Origin of the sequence: Ornithinibacillus proteolyticus (assembly GCF_039581225.1) — a bacterium.
GTDB classification, from domain to species: Bacteria; Bacillota; Bacilli; order Bacillales; family Amphibacillaceae; genus Ornithinibacillus; species Ornithinibacillus massiliensis.
Genome location: NZ_JBCPXV010000008.1, coordinates 1 through 17,152, shown reverse-complemented (window position 1 = coordinate 17,152; position 17,152 = coordinate 1). Strand labels below are relative to the sequence as shown.

16 protein-coding genes, 2 pseudogenes and 1 riboswitch are annotated in these 17,152 nt (G+C 37.5%); of the genes and pseudogenes, 12 read left to right on the top strand and 6 right to left on the bottom strand.

Annotated elements, in window-relative coordinates:
- Positions 1-60: 60 nt before the first annotated feature.
- Positions 61-1,062 (bottom strand): potassium channel family protein, encoded by a 1,002-nt coding sequence (locus AAIB49_RS05680; RefSeq protein WP_343457458.1) that lies wholly within the window; start codon positions 1,060-1,062, stop codon positions 61-63.
- A gap of 292 nt (positions 1,063-1,354) precedes the next feature.
- A complete protein-coding gene (locus tag AAIB49_RS05675) occupies positions 1,355-1,912 on the bottom strand; it encodes a thioredoxin family protein (RefSeq protein WP_339214179.1) in 558 nt (185 codons plus the stop codon).
- Positions 1,913-2,046: 134 nt separating this feature from the next.
- On the opposite strand from AAIB49_RS05675, the gene AAIB49_RS05670 reads away from it, so the two are divergent.
- Both AAIB49_RS05670 and AAIB49_RS05665 read left to right on the top strand, forming a co-directional pair.
- Positions 2,047-3,102 carry a M20/M25/M40 family metallo-hydrolase gene (locus AAIB49_RS05670; RefSeq protein WP_339214181.1) on the top strand — a complete coding sequence of 352 codons (1,056 nt, stop codon included), beginning with the start codon at positions 2,047-2,049 and terminating at the stop codon, positions 3,100-3,102.
- Positions 3,103-3,290: 188 nt separating this feature from the next.
- A riboswitch (FMN riboswitch) is annotated at positions 3,291-3,434 on the top strand.
- A gap of 156 nt (positions 3,435-3,590) precedes the next feature.
- The gene (locus AAIB49_RS05665) at positions 3,591-4,175 is read left to right on the top strand and encodes an ECF transporter S component (RefSeq protein WP_343457457.1); all 585 of its coding nucleotides are present in this window, start codon (positions 3,591-3,593) and stop codon (positions 4,173-4,175) included.
- A 24-nt stretch (positions 4,176-4,199) separates the two neighbouring features.
- Here the strand turns inward: AAIB49_RS05665 and AAIB49_RS05660 are convergent, their stop codons facing one another.
- Entirely contained in the window at positions 4,200-4,586 is a 387-nt protein-coding gene (locus AAIB49_RS05660; protein ID WP_343457456.1) for a hotdog fold thioesterase, read from the bottom strand.
- A 35-nt stretch (positions 4,587-4,621) separates the two neighbouring features.
- On the bottom strand, positions 4,622-5,554 hold the full coding sequence (locus AAIB49_RS05655; RefSeq protein ID WP_343457455.1) for a 1,4-dihydroxy-2-naphthoate polyprenyltransferase: 933 nt from the start codon (positions 5,552-5,554) through the stop codon (positions 4,622-4,624).
- A 288-nt stretch (positions 5,555-5,842) separates the two neighbouring features.
- On the opposite strand from AAIB49_RS05655, the gene AAIB49_RS05650 reads away from it, so the two are divergent.
- The 10 genes and pseudogenes from AAIB49_RS05650 (at position 5,843) to AAIB49_RS05605 (ending at position 15,032) form a co-directional block, all read left to right on the top strand.
- Positions 5,843-7,219 (top strand): isochorismate synthase, encoded by a 1,377-nt coding sequence (locus AAIB49_RS05650; protein ID WP_339214187.1) that lies wholly within the window; start codon positions 5,843-5,845, stop codon positions 7,217-7,219.
- A 5-nt stretch (positions 7,220-7,224) separates the two neighbouring features.
- The gene (gene menD, locus AAIB49_RS05645) at positions 7,225-8,970 is read left to right on the top strand and encodes a 2-succinyl-5-enolpyruvyl-6-hydroxy-3-cyclohexene-1-carboxylic-acid synthase (RefSeq protein ID WP_343457454.1); all 1,746 of its coding nucleotides are present in this window, start codon (positions 7,225-7,227) and stop codon (positions 8,968-8,970) included.
- On the top strand, positions 8,967-9,767 hold the full coding sequence (gene menH, locus AAIB49_RS05640) for a 2-succinyl-6-hydroxy-2,4-cyclohexadiene-1-carboxylate synthase (RefSeq protein ID WP_339214191.1): 801 nt from the start codon (positions 8,967-8,969) through the stop codon (positions 9,765-9,767). Before menD ends, menH begins: the two co-directional genes overlap by 4 nt.
- 94 nt (positions 9,768-9,861) lie before the next feature.
- A complete protein-coding gene (menB, locus tag AAIB49_RS05635; RefSeq protein WP_186870894.1) occupies positions 9,862-10,680 on the top strand; it encodes a 1,4-dihydroxy-2-naphthoyl-CoA synthase in 819 nt (272 codons plus the stop codon).
- Positions 10,681-10,789: 109 nt separating this feature from the next.
- Entirely contained in the window at positions 10,790-12,238 is a 1,449-nt protein-coding gene (locus AAIB49_RS05630; protein ID WP_343457453.1) for an o-succinylbenzoate--CoA ligase, read from the top strand.
- A 68-nt stretch (positions 12,239-12,306) separates the two neighbouring features.
- On the top strand, positions 12,307-12,627 hold the full coding sequence (locus AAIB49_RS05625) for a hydrolase (protein WP_339214195.1): 321 nt from the start codon (positions 12,307-12,309) through the stop codon (positions 12,625-12,627).
- A 368-nt stretch (positions 12,628-12,995) separates the two neighbouring features.
- Positions 12,996-13,328, top strand: coding sequence for a hypothetical protein (locus AAIB49_RS05620; protein ID WP_339214197.1), 333 nt, complete (start codon positions 12,996-12,998; stop codon positions 13,326-13,328).
- A gap of 110 nt (positions 13,329-13,438) precedes the next feature.
- Positions 13,439-13,870 (top strand): annotated as a pseudogene (locus AAIB49_RS05615) (UPF0236 family transposase-like protein); the annotation flags it as partial.
- A gap of 18 nt (positions 13,871-13,888) precedes the next feature.
- A pseudogene (locus AAIB49_RS05610) lies at positions 13,889-14,239 on the top strand (Mu transposase domain-containing protein); the annotation flags it as partial.
- Positions 14,232-15,032 carry an ExeA family protein gene (locus AAIB49_RS05605; RefSeq protein WP_343457500.1) on the top strand — a complete coding sequence of 267 codons (801 nt, stop codon included), beginning with the start codon at positions 14,232-14,234 and terminating at the stop codon, positions 15,030-15,032. The pseudogene AAIB49_RS05610 and the gene AAIB49_RS05605, both read left to right, overlap by 8 nt.
- 856 nt (positions 15,033-15,888) lie before the next feature.
- Here the strand turns inward: AAIB49_RS05605 and AAIB49_RS05600 are convergent.
- Together AAIB49_RS05600 and AAIB49_RS05595 are read right to left on the bottom strand one after the other, a co-directional pair.
- Entirely contained in the window at positions 15,889-16,356 is a 468-nt protein-coding gene (locus AAIB49_RS05600) for a hypothetical protein (protein WP_339214201.1), read from the bottom strand.
- 75 nt (positions 16,357-16,431) lie between these two features.
- Entirely contained in the window at positions 16,432-16,794 is a 363-nt protein-coding gene (locus AAIB49_RS05595) for a hypothetical protein (protein WP_339214203.1), read from the bottom strand.
- Positions 16,795-17,152 lie beyond the last annotated feature (358 nt).

Sequence of the window (17,152 nt, the reverse complement as noted above, 5' to 3'; positions counted from 1 at the left end):
CCTTCGTTTCTTTTCACACAATAAAATATTATACCATACATATTGGATTAGGGCAAAACATTATCGTTCCCATGGTATGGAAGTAATTAATATGTCTCCTTTAACTAGTAACAATTCCTGTTGAGGATTAAATATCCATTCACCATCTCGCTGAATGCCAAGTAGAAGACGGCCATTCTTTTGTAATGGATTTATGATTTCGTGGAAGGGGTAGCCAACCCATTCTTCCGGCACTTCATTATGATGAAACTGTTGTGCATCTAAAAAGTGAATAATCGTCTCGAACGGTTTAGAGTGGCCTTTGAATACTTCTTGATACAATAGTGCACTCATGAAATCATTTGGGCGAAGAATGGTGCTTGCTCCAGCTCTTTTTGCATTATCAATTTGATTATCTGTCATAATCTCTACGATTATAGGGACTTTGTCATGATTCCCTCTCACTGCAACGACGGTTAAGATAGACTGATTATCGGCTTGTTTTTCGCTTTTATGATCATCAGCCGTAATGACGACTTTTTCTGCTTCCTTAATATTCGCTTTTTGCAAGAAGTAATCATCTGTCGGGTCACCGTGGATGAAATGGATTGGAAAATCCCGATAGGACATTTGCGAAACCGTTTGATCAATGAGGACGATTTCTTTCTTCGGATCATGCTTTAAAATTCTGTTCATCATTATTCGCGATCGCTCGTTCCATCCTATGATAATAATGTGATGGTTTCCTTTATAGGCAATTTTGCCACGGGATAAGTCTGATTCATGTTGAACGGTGGTAGCTGCAAACTGGGTGATATAAAAGGTGAGAAGTCCACCACCAGTTAAGATAAGGACAATGCCAATGATTCGGCCCAATAGTGTTAATGGTACATAATCGCCATATCCGACGGTTGCTCCCGTTACAACAGCCCACCAGATCCCGTCAAAAATAGTTGGGAATTGCTTCGGTTCGATGAAGTGAATAACTGTGCCGAAAAAGAGCATGACCAATAAAATGGTTAGAAAAAGTCTAACTAGTATTGGAAGACGAAAGTAAATATGCTTAAACAGTTCAATGTTCATATGCTCACCTAATTAATTCTGTGTCTCATTAGTATGTGCTATTTTTGGAGAACTATAGAGAAAAAGAGATGGGAGAATAATGTTTGAAGTAAAGAAAAAGCGAATGATGGTACATCCAGGCACATTCTGAAAATATACGATTGGTTCTGTTCCGTATAGGTGAATTTGTGCTATGCAAACTAGTCGAATAGTGAAGCTCATGCGTGGAGATAACACACTTTGGAGTTTACATTTATATCAGAAAAACGTAGCACATCATTCGGCTTTTTCAAAAACAAGTTTCGTTTTATTCTTACGATAAATTAGCTAACGTATTTTTCAAGCTTTTATACACTTCGTTCCATTTTTTTTCGTCTGATACGAATCGTTGGGTCATCGTTTGAATCATTTCATTAAACTTTTCTTTAAAGTCAGCTGCTTCTTTATTTGGAAGCTCTGCACGAATGGTATCCACAAATTGTTGGACAGATTCTGCACGTGGGCCCCATTTAGCCACTTCGTTTCCAGACTCATCGATAAAGATGAAAATAGGAATAGAACGAGATTTTCCATTTGTTAAATATTGATCCATTAATTCGAGATTTTGGTCTCTTAGAATCATACGTACCTCCATATTAGTCTTCTCTGCTAAATGGAGTAGTATTGGGGTATTTAACATAGCATCCCCGCACCAATCCTCAGTAATTACGATTACACGAAGGTGTTGATTCGTTAATGTTGAAAAGAATTCTTCGTCCTCAGGTAGTGTGAAACTATTGTAAATATGTAGAAGATTTTCCTTATGTGATTCCATTGCATCAATATATTCTTGACTAGGGATAGCTTTATTAAACCAATGATTTAAGCTCATATAACGACCTCCAATTTCTTTTTGATAATTCAATTTTAATAATAATGGATCGTTTCCGTAAATAAAAGTGCTCGATATCGGACAATTTTGTTATGATGGTAATATCGATACATAGAAGAGGAGTTGAGATAGGTTTGGAAAAAATGAACCAAGAATTTTTACTTGAACTATTAAAAACACCATCACCATCTAGTGATGAAGTGGTAATTCAACGGAAGATGCGTGATTATTATCAGTCATTTGCAGACGAAGTGTTGACAGATAATGCTGGCAATGTAATTGGAGTTTTGAATCCGGATGCGCCTTTTAAAGTGTTGTTAGCTGGTCATTGTGATGAAATAGCTTTAGTTATTAATCGCATTGATGAACATGGTTTTTTACATTTTGATAAAATGGGTGGGATTAATCCTAATGCAGCAGTTGGAATGAAGACGACAGTATTAGGCTACGGTAAAACGGTGACCGGAGTTATAGGAGTGAATGCTCAACACCATGGTGGATTGAAAAGTGATTTTGGCTTAGAGGATTTATTCATCGATTGTGGCTTTCGCACAAAAGAGGAAGCGGAGCAAGTTGTTCAAATAGGGGATTTAGTTGTTTATAAAACCGAACCTGAAATTCTAATGGATCGCTATGTTTCTGGAAGAGGCTTAGATAATCGAACTGGTGCCTTTATTGTGGCTGAAGTGTTAAGACTGCTTAAGAAAAAAGGATGTCAGGTTGGAGTTTATGCTGCAAGCACTGTAAATGAGGAAACTAATATGGGTGGTGCCTATTTCGCTGCAGCAGGAATAGAACCTACGATGGCTATTGCATGTGATGTAACATTTGCTACAGACTATCCTGGTGTCAATACGAATAAATATGGGGATATTCGCCTAGAAAAAGGACCAGTATTAGCAAAAGGAGCTCCGATAAACCGTAAAATGAACGATTTATTAGAAAGGGCAGCTAAAAAGCTAAAGATGGATGTTCAATATGAATTAACCCCTCGTCATACTGGAACAGATGCAGACAAGATGCGTTATACAGGGAAGGGTGTACCAGTATCATTAGTATCCTTACCACTAAGGTACATGCATTCACCAGTAGAAACAGTAAGTCTACAAGATATGGATCAAGAAATTGCATTATTAGTCGAGATGATTGCGGATTTAACCGGGGAAGAAAGTTTAAACCCACTGGACTAAGTTAATCTAGACCGCTTGCTTTGCAGGATGCTTACCTAGGAATATATATACGCTTATAGCAGTCTGATGGTTTTACTTAGCCATTTAGACTGCTTTTTAATTACCGTAAAATAGAACGAGTGAATTGAAGCAGAAGTGTTGCCAATTTGATACGGTTGCGTTAATATGGTTATATAAATTTCATATCGATTCCACTTCGGGGCAGGGTGCAATTCCCGACCGACGGTAATGAACAAATGTTCTAAGTCCGTGAGCCGTTTGTGTTTTTGCAAATGGTTGACCTGGTGAAAATCCAGGACCGACAGTTAAAGTCTGGATGGGAGAAGAGGTCGAGCCAAATCATGGTACATTTTATGTGCCTTTATTTCCTATTGATTACGATAAACCCTAAAGCCCCGATTAGGTCTGGCTTTAGGGTTTTTATATTTATGATTAGGCTATCCTTCATCACGATTGGAATCGATAACTAGATGAAGGAGGAATTGATGATGCAAAAAACAACAATGCAATCATCCAACTTAGCAAGACTTATTATTTTATCCTTACTTGGAGCGGTGTCCTTATTATTATTCTTTCTTAACTTCCCACTTCCGCTATTACCAAGTTATTTAAAGATTGATTTTAGTGATGTGCCAGCCATTATGGCATCCCTTATTTTCTCGCCGCTTGCAGGAGTAATCGTTGTTGCGATAAAAAATGTATTATACCTGGCAATAGGTGGGGGAGAAATTGTAGGAGTCACAGCTAACTTTTTAGCAGGTGTGTTACTCGTATTCCCAATTGGTATTCTTTATCATAAGTTTAAAAATGTAAAGAGCGTTGTCTCTGGCTTAATTACAGGAACTATTATTATGGCGATTGGTTTAAGTGTGTTTAATTACTTCATACTTTTACCGGTGTATGGATTAATGATGGGGTGGGGAGAGATGACCCATTCTGTGAAGTTAGGTATGGTGTTAGTTGGTATCCTACCGTTCAATGTAATAAAAGGAATTATTATCGGTGCATTATTTGTACCAGTATTTATTAAAATGCGACGTTGGATAGAACAACAACAAGCTAAATTTGCATAATCTAAAAAGGCTGATCCTCTTGGATCAGCCTTTCTTTGGTACTACGCCTATCGTACATCTGGATACACAGATTAAATTATCTTCTTCATCAACAATATTAATCTCCCATACCATATTGGATCTACCTACATGTAAGGGCTTTGCTTTAGCTGTTACGATTCCGTCACGCTTACTTTTAACATGGTTGGCATTAATTTCAATACCAAATACATGATATTTCTCCAAGTCTACATGTAAACACGCCCCTAAGCTTGCTGCAGATTCCGCTAGTGCTACACTAGCCCCTCCATGAAGAAATCCTAATGGCTGATGTGTTCGTTTATCAACTGGCATCGTCATGACGACTAATTCCTTCTCCATCGAGACTGTTTCAATGCCAAGTGACTCCATTAATGTATTGGTTAATTCCATCTGAACTCTCCTCCTATCATTAATTTAAGTAGTTCTTAGATGAAATAATGTATTAATAAAGATAAACCTAGTAAGAACCCGTATATCGTATTTGTCTTAGCAGTCAACTGCATAGCAGGCATCATTTCTAGGGGTTCTGTTTTTCCTTTAAATCCGATCAATACTTTAATCGCAGGTATAACAGCAATAAAGGTTAGGAGTGACCATAGCGGTAAAAATCCTACGATAATTAAATATGCGGTAAAGTAAAAAGCAACAAAAAATAGTAATCCTAAAAAGCGCACCGCATTCTTTCGACCTAGTAGAATGGCAAGTGTTTTACGTCCGCCTTTTTCATCCCCATCTAAATCACGAATATTATTAGCTAGCATAATACAGCCAATAAAGATAGCGACTGGAAAAGAGATAAAAATAACAAGACTATTTATTTCTCCAGTTTGAATGAAGTAACTGATACCAATAATTACGGTACCCATTAATAGTCCAGAAAATAACTCTCCAAACGGTGTAGTCGAAATTGGTAGCGGCCCACCTGTATATAGATAGCCGAATAGCATACAAACAAGACCAACAACAGCAATCCACCAGCTCGATACCATACAAATATAAATTCCTAATAAAAGTGCAATACCATAAAATACTAAAGCTAAGCGTAGTACAGTTTTTGGTTGAATGCCGTCACGGACGATAGTGCCACCAATACCAACTGATTCTTCGGAGTCTAATCCCCGAACATAATCATAGTACTCATTAAACATATTCGTAGCAGCCTGAATTAAGATAGAGGCTAATAACATTGCTAGAAATACTAGAATATGAATACCATCTGTATTTAATGCAATCATTGTACCGATAAACACAGGTACGAAAGAAGCTGTTAATGTGTGAGGTCTAAGTAGTCTCCACCATACCTGAAAGCCATCACGCTCATTTAAGGCTTTCTTGATATGATCTTTGTTGGTTGCCATAATTGTAATCCCCTTATCTTTCAATATCACTATAAGTTTAGGCAAAAAGCGAGGTAGTGTCAACGAAGTTAAGCGTCTTATAAAAGAAATAAATAGTGAATGTGGTCTAATCGGATAATAATAAAGGAATAGTCTTATTGAATAAAGTGTTACATTATAATATGGAAGTAATCCATATTTACTACCTTTCAGAACCAATATAGTCGTTTGGCACTTGATTTCTTGAGAAACGAGAAAAAAAGGAATAGAATAAAATGGGACTATTACGTACTAACGGAGGGCAACCAAATGATAGAGGTTAAAGAGGAAACAATTGAATCTACTTTAAGAAAAGTAATACAAGACTTGCTTCCCTCTGAATCAAGACTAGTAAGTTTCACAAAGAGAATAAACTATATTGATCCCCTTCATTTTTTTGAAGCGAGTACAAATTTACATATGAATCGTTCTTTCTGGAAAAGTACATTAGATAAGTTTACACTAGTCGGAATTGGGACTGCTTATGCAATTCAAGCAAATCATTCCCATCAATTGAAGGAGAAATGGGATGCTTTGGTACAAAAGGCCATTATGAACAACCCTTATCACGTACCAGGAACAGGAATTACCGCAATCGGCGGAATGGATTTTGATCCGTTAAAGCCGAGAACCGTTTTATGGGATAACTTTGCGACCAATGAATTGCGTATTCCAACCTTCCTATTAATGGAAAAAGAAGAGAGTGTTTATTTAACTATAACGGTATGTGTCAATGGAGCAGATAATCCTGAAGCAATTGCAAAGCAGCTAGCTGAACAAGAAAGGTTCCTCACGTCCTATCGAGAGGATGGGTTGTGTAAACCAAGTCTTGTCTCGAAAGAAGAAGTAAATCGCACCAAGTGGAAGGAGACTGTTCGTAAAGGTACGGAATTTATATCCTCTGGTCATGCTAATAAAGTAGTATTAGCTCGAGAGTTAAAGCTAGAATTTAAAGAGCCTGTTCAGGTTACTAAGGTCATCCAGGACCTCATTGTATCGCAACCGACAAGTTACATCTTTGCCTTTGAAAAAGCGGGGGACTGTTTTGTAGGTGCCACACCAGAGCGATTAGTGAAGGTGGAGAAGGATGCGTTATTGTCAACTTGTTTGGCTGGAACAGCACCTCGAGGTAAGACAGATGAAGAGGACCAAGCGATTGGGGAACAGCTGCTTTTTGATCCGAAAAATCGTGAAGAGCATGATTTTGTCGTTCAAATGATTAAAAAGTCATTACAGGAATTTTGTAAGGAAATGCAGGTCCCAGATAAACCAGTATTATATAAACTAAAAAATTTACAGCATTTATATACACCGGTTAAAGGGATTTTTAAAGAAGGAAATAGTGTCTTTGATGTGATTGAAAAATTACACCCTACACCTGCCTTAGGAGGAGAGCCTCGAGAAGCAGCCCTACAGTTCATTCGAGAGCACGAGGTACTTGATCGAGGCTGGTATGGAGCGCCTATTGGCTGGGTGGATAGCAATCAAAATGGAGAATTTGCGGTTGCTATACGTTCCGGTCTTCTTAAAGGAGACAAGGCTTCATTATTTGCGGGTTGTGGTGTAGTAAAAGAGTCAGATCCGGAAGCGGAATTGGAAGAAACAAGTATTAAATTTTTACCGATGCTGAATGTCCTAGGAGGATAACATAGATGAATCATATTGAAAACTTAACTAGATATATAGCTAACTTTGTCGATGAGCTGTCTAAAAGTGGTTTGACCGACGTCGTTATTTCTCCTGGATCACGATCAACACCGCTTGCGATGACCTTTGCAGAACACCCAGACATTAAAGAATGGATTGTACTGGATGAACGTTCTGCGGCTTTTTTTGGACTAGGATTAGCAAAGCAAACAAAACGGCCCGTGGCACTTGTTTGTTCATCAGGAACAGCTGCAGCTAATTATTTTCCAGCCATAGTGGAAGCACATCAAAGCAGGGTTCCATTACTAGCATTAACTGCTGACAGACCACATGAACTGCGGGATGTTGGTGCTCCACAAGCAATTGATCAAATCAAACTGTTTGGCGATTATGTAAAGAGTTTCCATGAAATGGCACTACCGGAAGCAATTCCTTCTATGCTACAGTATGCTAGGACAAGAGCAGCTCGAGCGGTAAACGAAGCATTAATAGGAAATGCAGGTCCAGTTCATTTGAATTTCCCATTCCGGGAGCCATTAATTCCTGACTTTTCATTAGAAAATCTCTGGGGTGAACCGCTACAGGAGCCGTATACGATATGGCACGAGGGACAAAAGCGGCTGTCTGACAGCTTTATGAAACCATTTGCAGCTAAATTATCCTCCTTTAAAAAAGGGGTGATCGTCTGTGGCCCCCAAGTAAACGAAGAATTAGCAGAAGCGGTCTCTCTTCTTGCTGAATCGTTTGGATTACCAATTATAGCGGACCCGCTTTCACAAGTGAGGACAGGTGAACATGCTACTAGGAATATAATCGAAGGATATGATGCATTTTTACGTAATGAGAAAATAAGGAGTGCATTAAAGCCAGATTATATTCTCCGTTTTGGAGCAATGCCTGTTTCCAAAGCATATCTTTTTTATGTAAAAGACCATATCGATGTTAATCAATACGTGGTAGAACACCATGAAGGTTACAGAGAACCAGTAGGGAATCCAACTGAATTTATTCTTGCGGATCCCGTTTCGTTCTGCTCAGATCTTCTAGAAGAAGCGCCCACGATTATTGCGGAAGATAATGAGTGGTTAGCACAATGGAAGCAGATGAATGAGATTGTGAAAAAGCATATCGCAATGGTAGCGGATGGATCACTAACCGAGGGGGAAGCAGTCAAGACGCTAGTGGAGATAATCCCGGATAATAGTAGTTTATACGTAGGGAATAGTATGGCGATTCGTGATGTAGATACATTCTTAATGACAAGTAAGAAGAAACTTACGCTTTTAGCGAATCGAGGGGCAAATGGTATCGATGGAATGGTGTCTAGTGGAGTGGGAGCAGCAGCCTCAGGACAACCCGTCACCTTATTATTAGGCGATCTATCCTTCTATCATGATATGAACGGCTTATTAGCAGCTAAACATTATCATCTCAATATAACCATTTTAGTCGTAAATAATAATGGTGGAGGTATTTTCTCCTTTTTACCACAGTCGTCTAATGAAAAGCATTTTGAAGCATTGTTTGGGACGCCATTACATATTGAATTTCAAAAGGCTATAGATATGTATGGTGGTTCTTATTATAATCCTACAACTGCTATGGAACTAGAAGAAGCATTACAGTCTAGCTATCAAGAAAAAGGATTATCGGTTGTAGAAGTGAAAACGGATAGAACAGATAATTTCCATTGGCATAAAAAACTGTGGAGTGGAATTGAGGAAGAAATTCTGAAGACGGTGATGGAGTGAGAGCACGAATAAGAGATGCAAGTTATTGGTATGAAGTATACGGGGAAGGGGAGGCTATTGTACTATTGCATGGATTTACTGGTAGTACAAATACCTGGAACCAATTTATCGAAACGTATCAGCACCAGTTTAAAATTATTGTGATTGATTTACCCGGCCATGGACAAACTTTTACACCATCCATCACCTCAATGGAGCAGTGCTGTCATGACATTCATGTATTATTAAATGAAATCGGTATACAGCAATTCCACTTATTGGGGTATTCGATGGGAGGGCGAACAGCATTATCGTATTCGATGTTTTATCCAGAGCAGCTAATATCACTCATTCTAGAGAGTGCCTCACCTGGCCTTTCGTCCGAAGAAGAACGCAACAACCGGAAGGCGAACGATGAGCAACTGGCACAGAAAATAGAGCGAGACGATGTAAGAGCTTTTGTTGATTTTTGGGAAAACATACCTTTATTTCAATCACAAAAAGCGCTACCTCCTAAGGTCAAAGAGGCGATTCGACAGGAAAGACTTGGACAATCGAAGGAAGGGTTAGCGTTATCACTAAGAGGAATGGGAACAGGAAGTCAACCGAGCTGGTGGACGAATTTAGCTACCTTCCCAAAACCTGTACTATTGATAGTTGGGGAGCTAGATGATAAGTTTATACGGATCAACCAGAAGATGTATGAATACTTACCTAATAGCGAAATGCGGATTGTGAAAAATGTTGGACATGCAATTCATGTGGAAGAACCCTTTATTTTTGGTACAATAGTAAAGGAGTTTATTTTAGCAGATTAGAGAGAATAGCTAACTTATACATCTGCATAAGAAAAATTCAATCGTTACATGATGGTTTTTAACTTTATTACATAGTATTTGAAGGAGGAGTATCATGGCTGTACAATGGGAAAAAGCTCGTGATTACGAAGAAATAATTTATGAAAAATATAATGGTGTTGCCAAAATCACCATTAACCGACCAGAAAAGCGTAATGCCTTTACGCCACTAACGGTAAATGAAATGATTGATGCCTTTGCCGATGCACGTGATGATTCATCTGTAGGTGTCATTATTCTTACTGGAGCAGGCGACTTAGCATTTTGTTCTGGGGGAGACCAGTCTGTTCGTGGTCATGGTGGATATGTAGGAGAAGATCAAATCCCTCGCTTAAACGTTCTTGACTTACAGCGTTTAATCCGCACAATTCCAAAGCCTGTTATCGCAATGGTTGCTGGTTACGCTATTGGTGGTGGACATGTTCTTCACATTGTATGTGATTTAACAATTGCGGCAGATAATGCTAAATTTGGACAAACTGGACCAAAAGTAGGAAGCTTTGATGCTGGTTATGGTGCCGGTTTATTGGCTGAAATGGTCGGCCAAAAGCGAGCTCGTGAAATTTGGTACCTATGTCGCCAATACAATGCAGAAGAAGCATATGAAATGGGATTAGTAAATAAAGTAGTACCTTTAGAGAAATTAGAAGAAGAGACGTTACAGTGGTGTGAAGAAATTCTTGAAAAATCACCAACAGCATTACGCTTCTTAAAAGCATCATTCAATGCTGCTACAGATGGCTTAGCTGGTTTACAACAATTTGCTGGAGATGCAACCCTACTTTACTATACAACAGATGAAGCAAAAGAAGGTCGAGATGCATTCAAAGAAAAAAGAAAACCAGACTTCGATCAATTCCCACGTTTCCCTTAATAAAGCGGAGGCTGTTGCGTAGTTGAAAGTAAACGATGGATAATAAGCAATGAATAAGTAGAAGAACCTTTGCGATATGGCAAAGGTTCTTCTTTCAAGAGGTGATTTTATGGCGGAAATTATGCCACACTGGCTTACCAAACAGGCAACCCTTTCACCCAATCGACCCGCCATCGAAATGGTCGACGGTTCAGTGATTACATTCTATGAATTAATGCAGCAAAGTCAGGAATTAGCAAAAAAAATAGCCAATCTTGGAATTGAAAAAGGAAGCCATGTAGGCATTTTATCCAATAATGACCCAACCATGATACGGCTAGTACATGCCCTAAGCTACTTAGGAGCCGTTGCCGTATTATTAAATACACGATTAACTAAGGAAGAGCTAAATTACCAAGTAAACGATGCCAAGATTAACACAGTCATTAGTCAAGATGACTTATTGGAAAAGGCTAACCAATTAAACGCAAATCAAATAATAGGATTTACTGCATTAGAAAGAGAAAAACCATTAAATATTACACTTGTTACTGAAATTAACCTTGATGATCCATTCACCATCATCTATACGTCGGGAACGACAGGATTTCCCAAAGGTGTTATTCATACGTATGGTAATCACTGGTGGAGTGCTATCGGTTCTGCATTAAATCTGGGATTATCAGAAAAAGATAAATGGCTAGCTGTTCTTCCATTTTTTCATGTTGGTGGATTATCTATTTTCTTTAAGAGTGTCATTTATGGAATGCCAGTATATTTGGTTGAGAAGTTTCATGAACAGGTAGTTCTTGACGCGATTTATCATCGTGGTGTAACGATAGCTTCAGTGGTCACAGTAATGGTACAACGAATTATCGAGGTACAAGGCGATCAACCATTTCCTAGTCATTTTCGCTGTATGCTATTAGGGGGTGGACCAGCTCCTGTTCCGTTATTAGAAAAAGCAACCAACAGAAACATCCCAGTCTTTCAGTCATTTGGTATGACAGAAACCTCATCTCAAATCGTAACATTGAGTCCAAAGGATGCGTTTCGTAAAATTGGCTCAGCTGGAAAGGCCTTATTTCCTGCACAAATCAGGATTGATACAGAAATTCCTATGGAAATAGGGGAGATCTATGTAAAGGGGCCAATGGTAACCAAAGGCTACTATAATAACCTAGAGGCAAATGAGAAGAGTTTCCGAGATGGATGGCTTTCAACAGGTGACCTAGGTTACCTAGATGAGGAAGGCTTCTTATATGTAGTAGATCGGAGAAAAGATTTAATTATTTCCGGAGGGGAAAATATCTATCCATCTGAAATTGAAAGTGTTTTGTCTGCATATCATGGCGTGCGAGAAGTGGGAGTGACCGGTAAACCAGATGACTACTGGGGCCAGGTACCAATCGCCTTTGTTGTATCAGACAAGAATGAAGTAAGTGAAGAAGCTATATTGGACTATGCAAAAAAACATTTAGCCAAATATAAACTACCGAAAGAAATTCATTTTGTCGAACGACTACCACGAAATGCTTCCAATAAATTAGTTCGAAATCAATTATTAGATTTACTATAAAATATCTCTATTCTCGATACATGCTTTTCCTCTTTTAAGACAGATTAAAAAACAGGAGGTGGGTGTGAATGGAGAAAAAGAAATATTATGTGGAAATAGGTAGTGGTGAAATATCACAAATAAAGTACCATAATAACGATAGTTTCACGATTTATGCTACGGATGAAGAGGTTGCTTTACTGCGTGCTAAGTTAGCCAATATGCATGATGCTTCCTATAATAGTTTCTGGAGAGCACATGTACCGATAATGCCTTATCATAATGATAAATCAAATGATAGCTATGATTCGGAAATGGTGGAGGCATATCAATTGTTACATGACCTTGGTGATAATACGACAAAACAACATATTGAAAGTATCGGAATATTGGATGAAAAACATATGTAAACAAAGTTGGGTAACAGAGACTGATTCTCTGTTACCATTTTTCGCTCTCCTTCCACTTTTGGGTAACAGAGGCCGACTCTCAGTTACCATTTTTCTGCTTTCCTTGCTCATTTAGGGCACAGAGACCAACTCTCTGTTACCTTTTTCTGTTTTCCTTGCTCATTTAGGGCATAGAGACCAACTCTCAGTTACCTTTTTCTGTTTTCCTTGCTCATTTAGGGCATAGAGACCGACTCTCAGTTACCTTTTTCTGCTTTCCTTCCTCATTTGGGTAACAGAGACCGACTCTCTGTTTCCTCTTTCTTTGTTTAGTAACAGTAGATTATCGGGAATAGTAATACTATAGAATCTAGTCGGAGGATATAGTGATGAGAATACATTTCATTCTTATTGGAATTAGTATTGGTATTGCCCTCGTTCTATCAACCGTGTCTACTACTAATAATCAAGCCGTACCAGTTAGTCAACAGAATCCGATTCAGCATGATGACATTGTTCAATTGACCGATTTGTTTATGCATACACTTGTTCAAGAAACGGATGAGAATTATCGGGTATTAGAATATCCTGATAAAGAATCTATTGTAGATGCTTTTAAGCATATTACGACGGAGGATGTTGTGAAAGCATATGTCGATTACTATTTTTATGAAGAAAATGGGGCATTATATCTTGTTCCAACAGAAACTCCACCATGTTAGAGTAAAATGTTTATGGGAGGATACACCCCTTACAACTGTAAAAGTTGCAAAACTTTTACAGTTATAAGGGGTCCAGCAAGCGGAGCGCGGTAGTATAAAAAGCATTTTCCATGAAAAAAGGATCCTACTTTTGTATAGTTAAGTTTCGACACAAAAACTACAGAAAGAGGATCCTATATAAAAGATATCATATCTACAGTACAATGAAAGAATTAGAAACTATTACATACCGTGCTTTACAGAAGAGCTTCTCTCAAGTCATGGCTGAAACACTCATAGAATTAGACGAAGCTATTGCTTTAGGCAGGGATAAGAAGAGATATTATTTAAAAGATAAACGCACATTAAAATTCGAATCCGTTTTTGGACAAGTGGAACTGGAAAGAAATTATTACCAAGATAGAGAATCCGGAAAGTATGTGTATTTATTGGATCAATACTTAGCATTTGATGGTGCGAAAGGGATGAGTCCTGTCGTACAGGATTTAGCGATGGAACTGGCTGTGACAGGCGTGTCCTATCGACAGGCTGGGAAAGCAATGGAAAAGCTCCTGGGCATCCATGCTTCTTTAGATGGAAAGACTCCACATGAGGTTTATCAAGCACAATTAGATAATATGACCTTCTTAGAAAATACAGCGATTTTAGATACAATCTTTCTGAAGAGAGAACATCGAAAGGTCAAGGCTGATAGTACGATAACTTTAAACAGACAACTTTATGAAGTGCCTCCACGTTTTATTGGACAATCTATCGATGTCCGTTTTGATGAGAAGGGTATTTTTGTGTTTGAGGATGATCAAAAAATCGCTGAGGCAGTACCTGTATCTATGAAAGACAATGCCCACGTGAAACGAGTTCGTTCTCCCTTTACCATAACAGAAGAAATGGAGGGAAATGATGATGTATAAGACTTTTTATTCCTTGGCACAAACCCCCTTTTCGAAAGATTTACGTGCAGATGATGCTTTTTCATCAACAGATTATCAAGGTGCTCTTGGAGCACTGGATTACCTAAAAAGATCAAAAGGGATGGGCCTTCTTATCGGAGATCCAGGTGCAGGTAAAACATTTACTTTGCGTTCTTTCAAAGAATCCCTTAATCCTTCTTTGTATCATGTTGTTTATTTCCCTCTTTCAACAGGAGGAGTTATGGACTTTTATCGTGGTTTAGTTTATGGCCTTGGAGAAGAACCTACATTTCGCAAAGTAGATTTATTTCGTCAAATTCAACAAGGGATTGAACGAATGGCGAATGAACGAAAAGTTACCCCTGTATTTATACTTGATGAGATGCATATGGCCAAAGATGCTTTTTTACAGGATTTAGCCATTCTTTTTAACTTTCAAATGGATTCAACGAATCCGTTTATCTTGGTTTTAGCTGGACTTCCACACCTAAAGACACGTTTGTCTATTAATCATCATCGCCCTTTAGCCCAGCGATTGATAATGAAATATGAGATGCAGCCTCTTGCGAAAGAAGAAATATCTAAGTATATCGCACACCATCTGAAGTTAGCAGGAGCAAAAATGCCTATCTTTACCGAAACCGCGTTAGAGGCAATTGCCCTGAGATCTCAGGGGTGGCCACGTGTCATTAATACGTTAACGATAAATAGCTTACTATTCGGAGCTCAATTAAAGAAAGAACAAATCAATGAAGAAGTAGTACGCTTAGCAATTGAAGATAGTGGTATATGATGACAGATGGAATCATTGTTTTTAATCATGAAGAGCATGAATGGAGGTTATGGATTGGACACCAGGATTACTGGTTACAACAAGGATATTCCTTTGAACTGTTGATCAAAGGCAGTATTTTAACGCAATGCTTGAAAAGGACTTTGATTGGTTTGTCACCTTAGGAGGAGAGATAAAAGTAGTACTCCATATGAAGGAAGTTTATAAAGTAAGAGTTGAGTTAGAACATTTCATGAAAGTTGAGGACCCTTTTTAGGGTTCTCTTTTTGAGTTTGAAACTGGATTATTATGACTAGAGTTTTTCATATTCCGAAATAACTTGGAAAAATTAGCACATTATTTCAGATTTCTCGCTGAACAAATTCGGAAATGGGGTGCTGAAATAATGTGCCCGTTTACAACATTAGATACATCAAGATTTCTTTTTAGTTGTTTTCCAATATCACTGTTAGATAAAAAAATATTTCTATACTAAAATACGTTTCTAACGCACAGTACCGTTCTCAATCCAGATCGATATCATAATAAAGTTATATACTCTTTTTACAGTTACTGGAACTCCATTAAATAGACATTAAAAAAATGTTCTATACTAAGTTACCTTTATTAACCAAACTTGTAATTTAAAACCGTATTATTTATATTATCTTGTTAAACTAAAGCACCTATTAGACAATGATAACCATTGCCTACTTATTTTCTTTTGCTTTTGTATCTTATTTTAGGGCATCGCACCCTTGATAAAATCTGTTTAGTAAAAAACAGCTTTGAACTATATTTTGGGAGCATTATGAACATAATAAGGACTTAATAATTAAACACCCTTACTTTTGGAACCCATTACTACGATTAAATGTCAGTCTTCAATTATCTCAAAAGTTTGCCATTCTTCGTTACCATCTAGACGTATAAAAGTTCCTATTTTTTCGTTATTTTTACTTTTAAACCCTAAAACTACTTCTTTCAAGTTTTTATTAATTAAAATGACTGTAGTAGATGCTCTTTCATATTCATTATCATTATTATAAAGTGCATCTAAGATAAGTTGATAAATTTGACTACTGTCTTCATATAATTCATCCAATTTATCTTCCATGTCTTCAATATCTGTTAGAATATATGATTTTCTTTCGATACCAAAAGCTCTCGATATCTCATTAGATAGTTCAATATTATCAATAGTTATCTCACTATTTTCCTTTCCTTGCTTATTTGTTTTTTCAGAAGGACTAGTAATTGTGGAAGAATCTTTATCTTGTGAGACGCAAGCCGAAAGACCAAATAATAAAATTAGTATCAGAAAAATGAGGGAAGACCTAATCACTGCATCACTCCTAGCTCGGAAAAATAATATACGCCTTTAAAAAAATATTTATGAAAAAAATAAAAAAGGTCCTTATTACCAGCCAACATTACAACAGTAATAAGGACCTATATGATTATCAAAGATGTCTAACGTTATATTTCCATAATGATCACAATATACCCTTATTTCCGCGGTATTATTATGTCTATTATCCTTAGATAAACCAAAAATACCTACTTGAGCCACATATTGATTCGAAATTGTATCAGTATAATCCCAGTCGTCTACTTTCCAACCAGATTTTTTACTTAGAGTCCAGGTATTACTTCCTTTCACACCAACAGCATTAAGACTAGTATCATAAAAAAATGTTACATCCATACCGTATTCAGCAACAGTTTCACCGGAGTCAACTAAATAAAAATGACCGGAGGCTGTTTTACTTTTATATCTCATCCTCCCTTTATGGATAATAAAAATGTATAACAGAATAATTCTTTTCTTTCTTAATTCCTTTTCTTAAACAATAACCCCTTTATCTAAATAATTTATTGTGTTTCGCCCTAGTTGTTACACCAAAACTACCATAATTTGGGATAAATAGTAAATGAGCCAAAAGACCCAAATGTATAAAAATTACAAATATAACGAATCTATAATAACATCCAGTATATTTAATAAACGGATGAGGCTGGGACAAAACCCCAGTAAATTAATATAAGCATGGTCCTTACCAACGTTTTAACGGTAAGGACCATGCTTATTATTTTTTGCACGCAATTTTCTGATATTAAAGTAAACAAAAAGGACACCA

Excerpts from the sequence above, each read along its gene's own strand:
- AAIB49_RS05605 (WP_343457500.1), top strand. The coding sequence starts at position 14,232 with ATGTATAAGACTTTTTATTCCTTGGCACAAACCCCCTTTTCGAAAGAT.
- AAIB49_RS05625 (WP_339214195.1), top strand. The coding sequence starts at position 12,307 with ATGGAGAAAAAGAAATATTATGTGGAAATAGGTAGTGGTGAAATATCA.
- AAIB49_RS05650 (WP_339214187.1), top strand. The coding sequence starts at position 5,843 with ATGATAGAGGTTAAAGAGGAAACAATTGAATCTACTTTAAGAAAAGTA.
- AAIB49_RS05655 (WP_343457455.1), bottom strand. The coding sequence starts at position 5,554 with ATGGCAACCAACAAAGATCATATCAAGAAAGCCTTAAATGAGCGTGAT.
- AAIB49_RS05675 (WP_339214179.1), bottom strand. The coding sequence starts at position 1,912 with ATGAGCTTAAATCATTGGTTTAATAAAGCTATCCCTAGTCAAGAATAT.
- AAIB49_RS05630 (WP_343457453.1), top strand. The coding sequence starts at position 10,790 with ATGGCGGAAATTATGCCACACTGGCTTACCAAACAGGCAACCCTTTCA.
- AAIB49_RS05680 (WP_343457458.1), bottom strand. The coding sequence starts at position 1,062 with ATGAACATTGAACTGTTTAAGCATATTTACTTTCGTCTTCCAATACTA.
- AAIB49_RS05595 (WP_339214203.1), bottom strand. The coding sequence starts at position 16,794 with ATGAGATATAAAAGTAAAACAGCCTCCGGTCATTTTTATTTAGTTGAC.
- AAIB49_RS05665 (WP_343457457.1), top strand. The coding sequence starts at position 3,591 with ATGCAAAAAACAACAATGCAATCATCCAACTTAGCAAGACTTATTATT.
- AAIB49_RS05660 (WP_343457456.1), bottom strand. The coding sequence starts at position 4,586 with ATGGAATTAACCAATACATTAATGGAGTCACTTGGCATTGAAACAGTC.
- menB (WP_186870894.1), top strand. The coding sequence starts at position 9,862 with ATGGCTGTACAATGGGAAAAAGCTCGTGATTACGAAGAAATAATTTAT.
- menD (WP_343457454.1), top strand. The coding sequence starts at position 7,225 with ATGAATCATATTGAAAACTTAACTAGATATATAGCTAACTTTGTCGAT.
- AAIB49_RS05620 (WP_339214197.1), top strand. The coding sequence starts at position 12,996 with ATGAGAATACATTTCATTCTTATTGGAATTAGTATTGGTATTGCCCTC.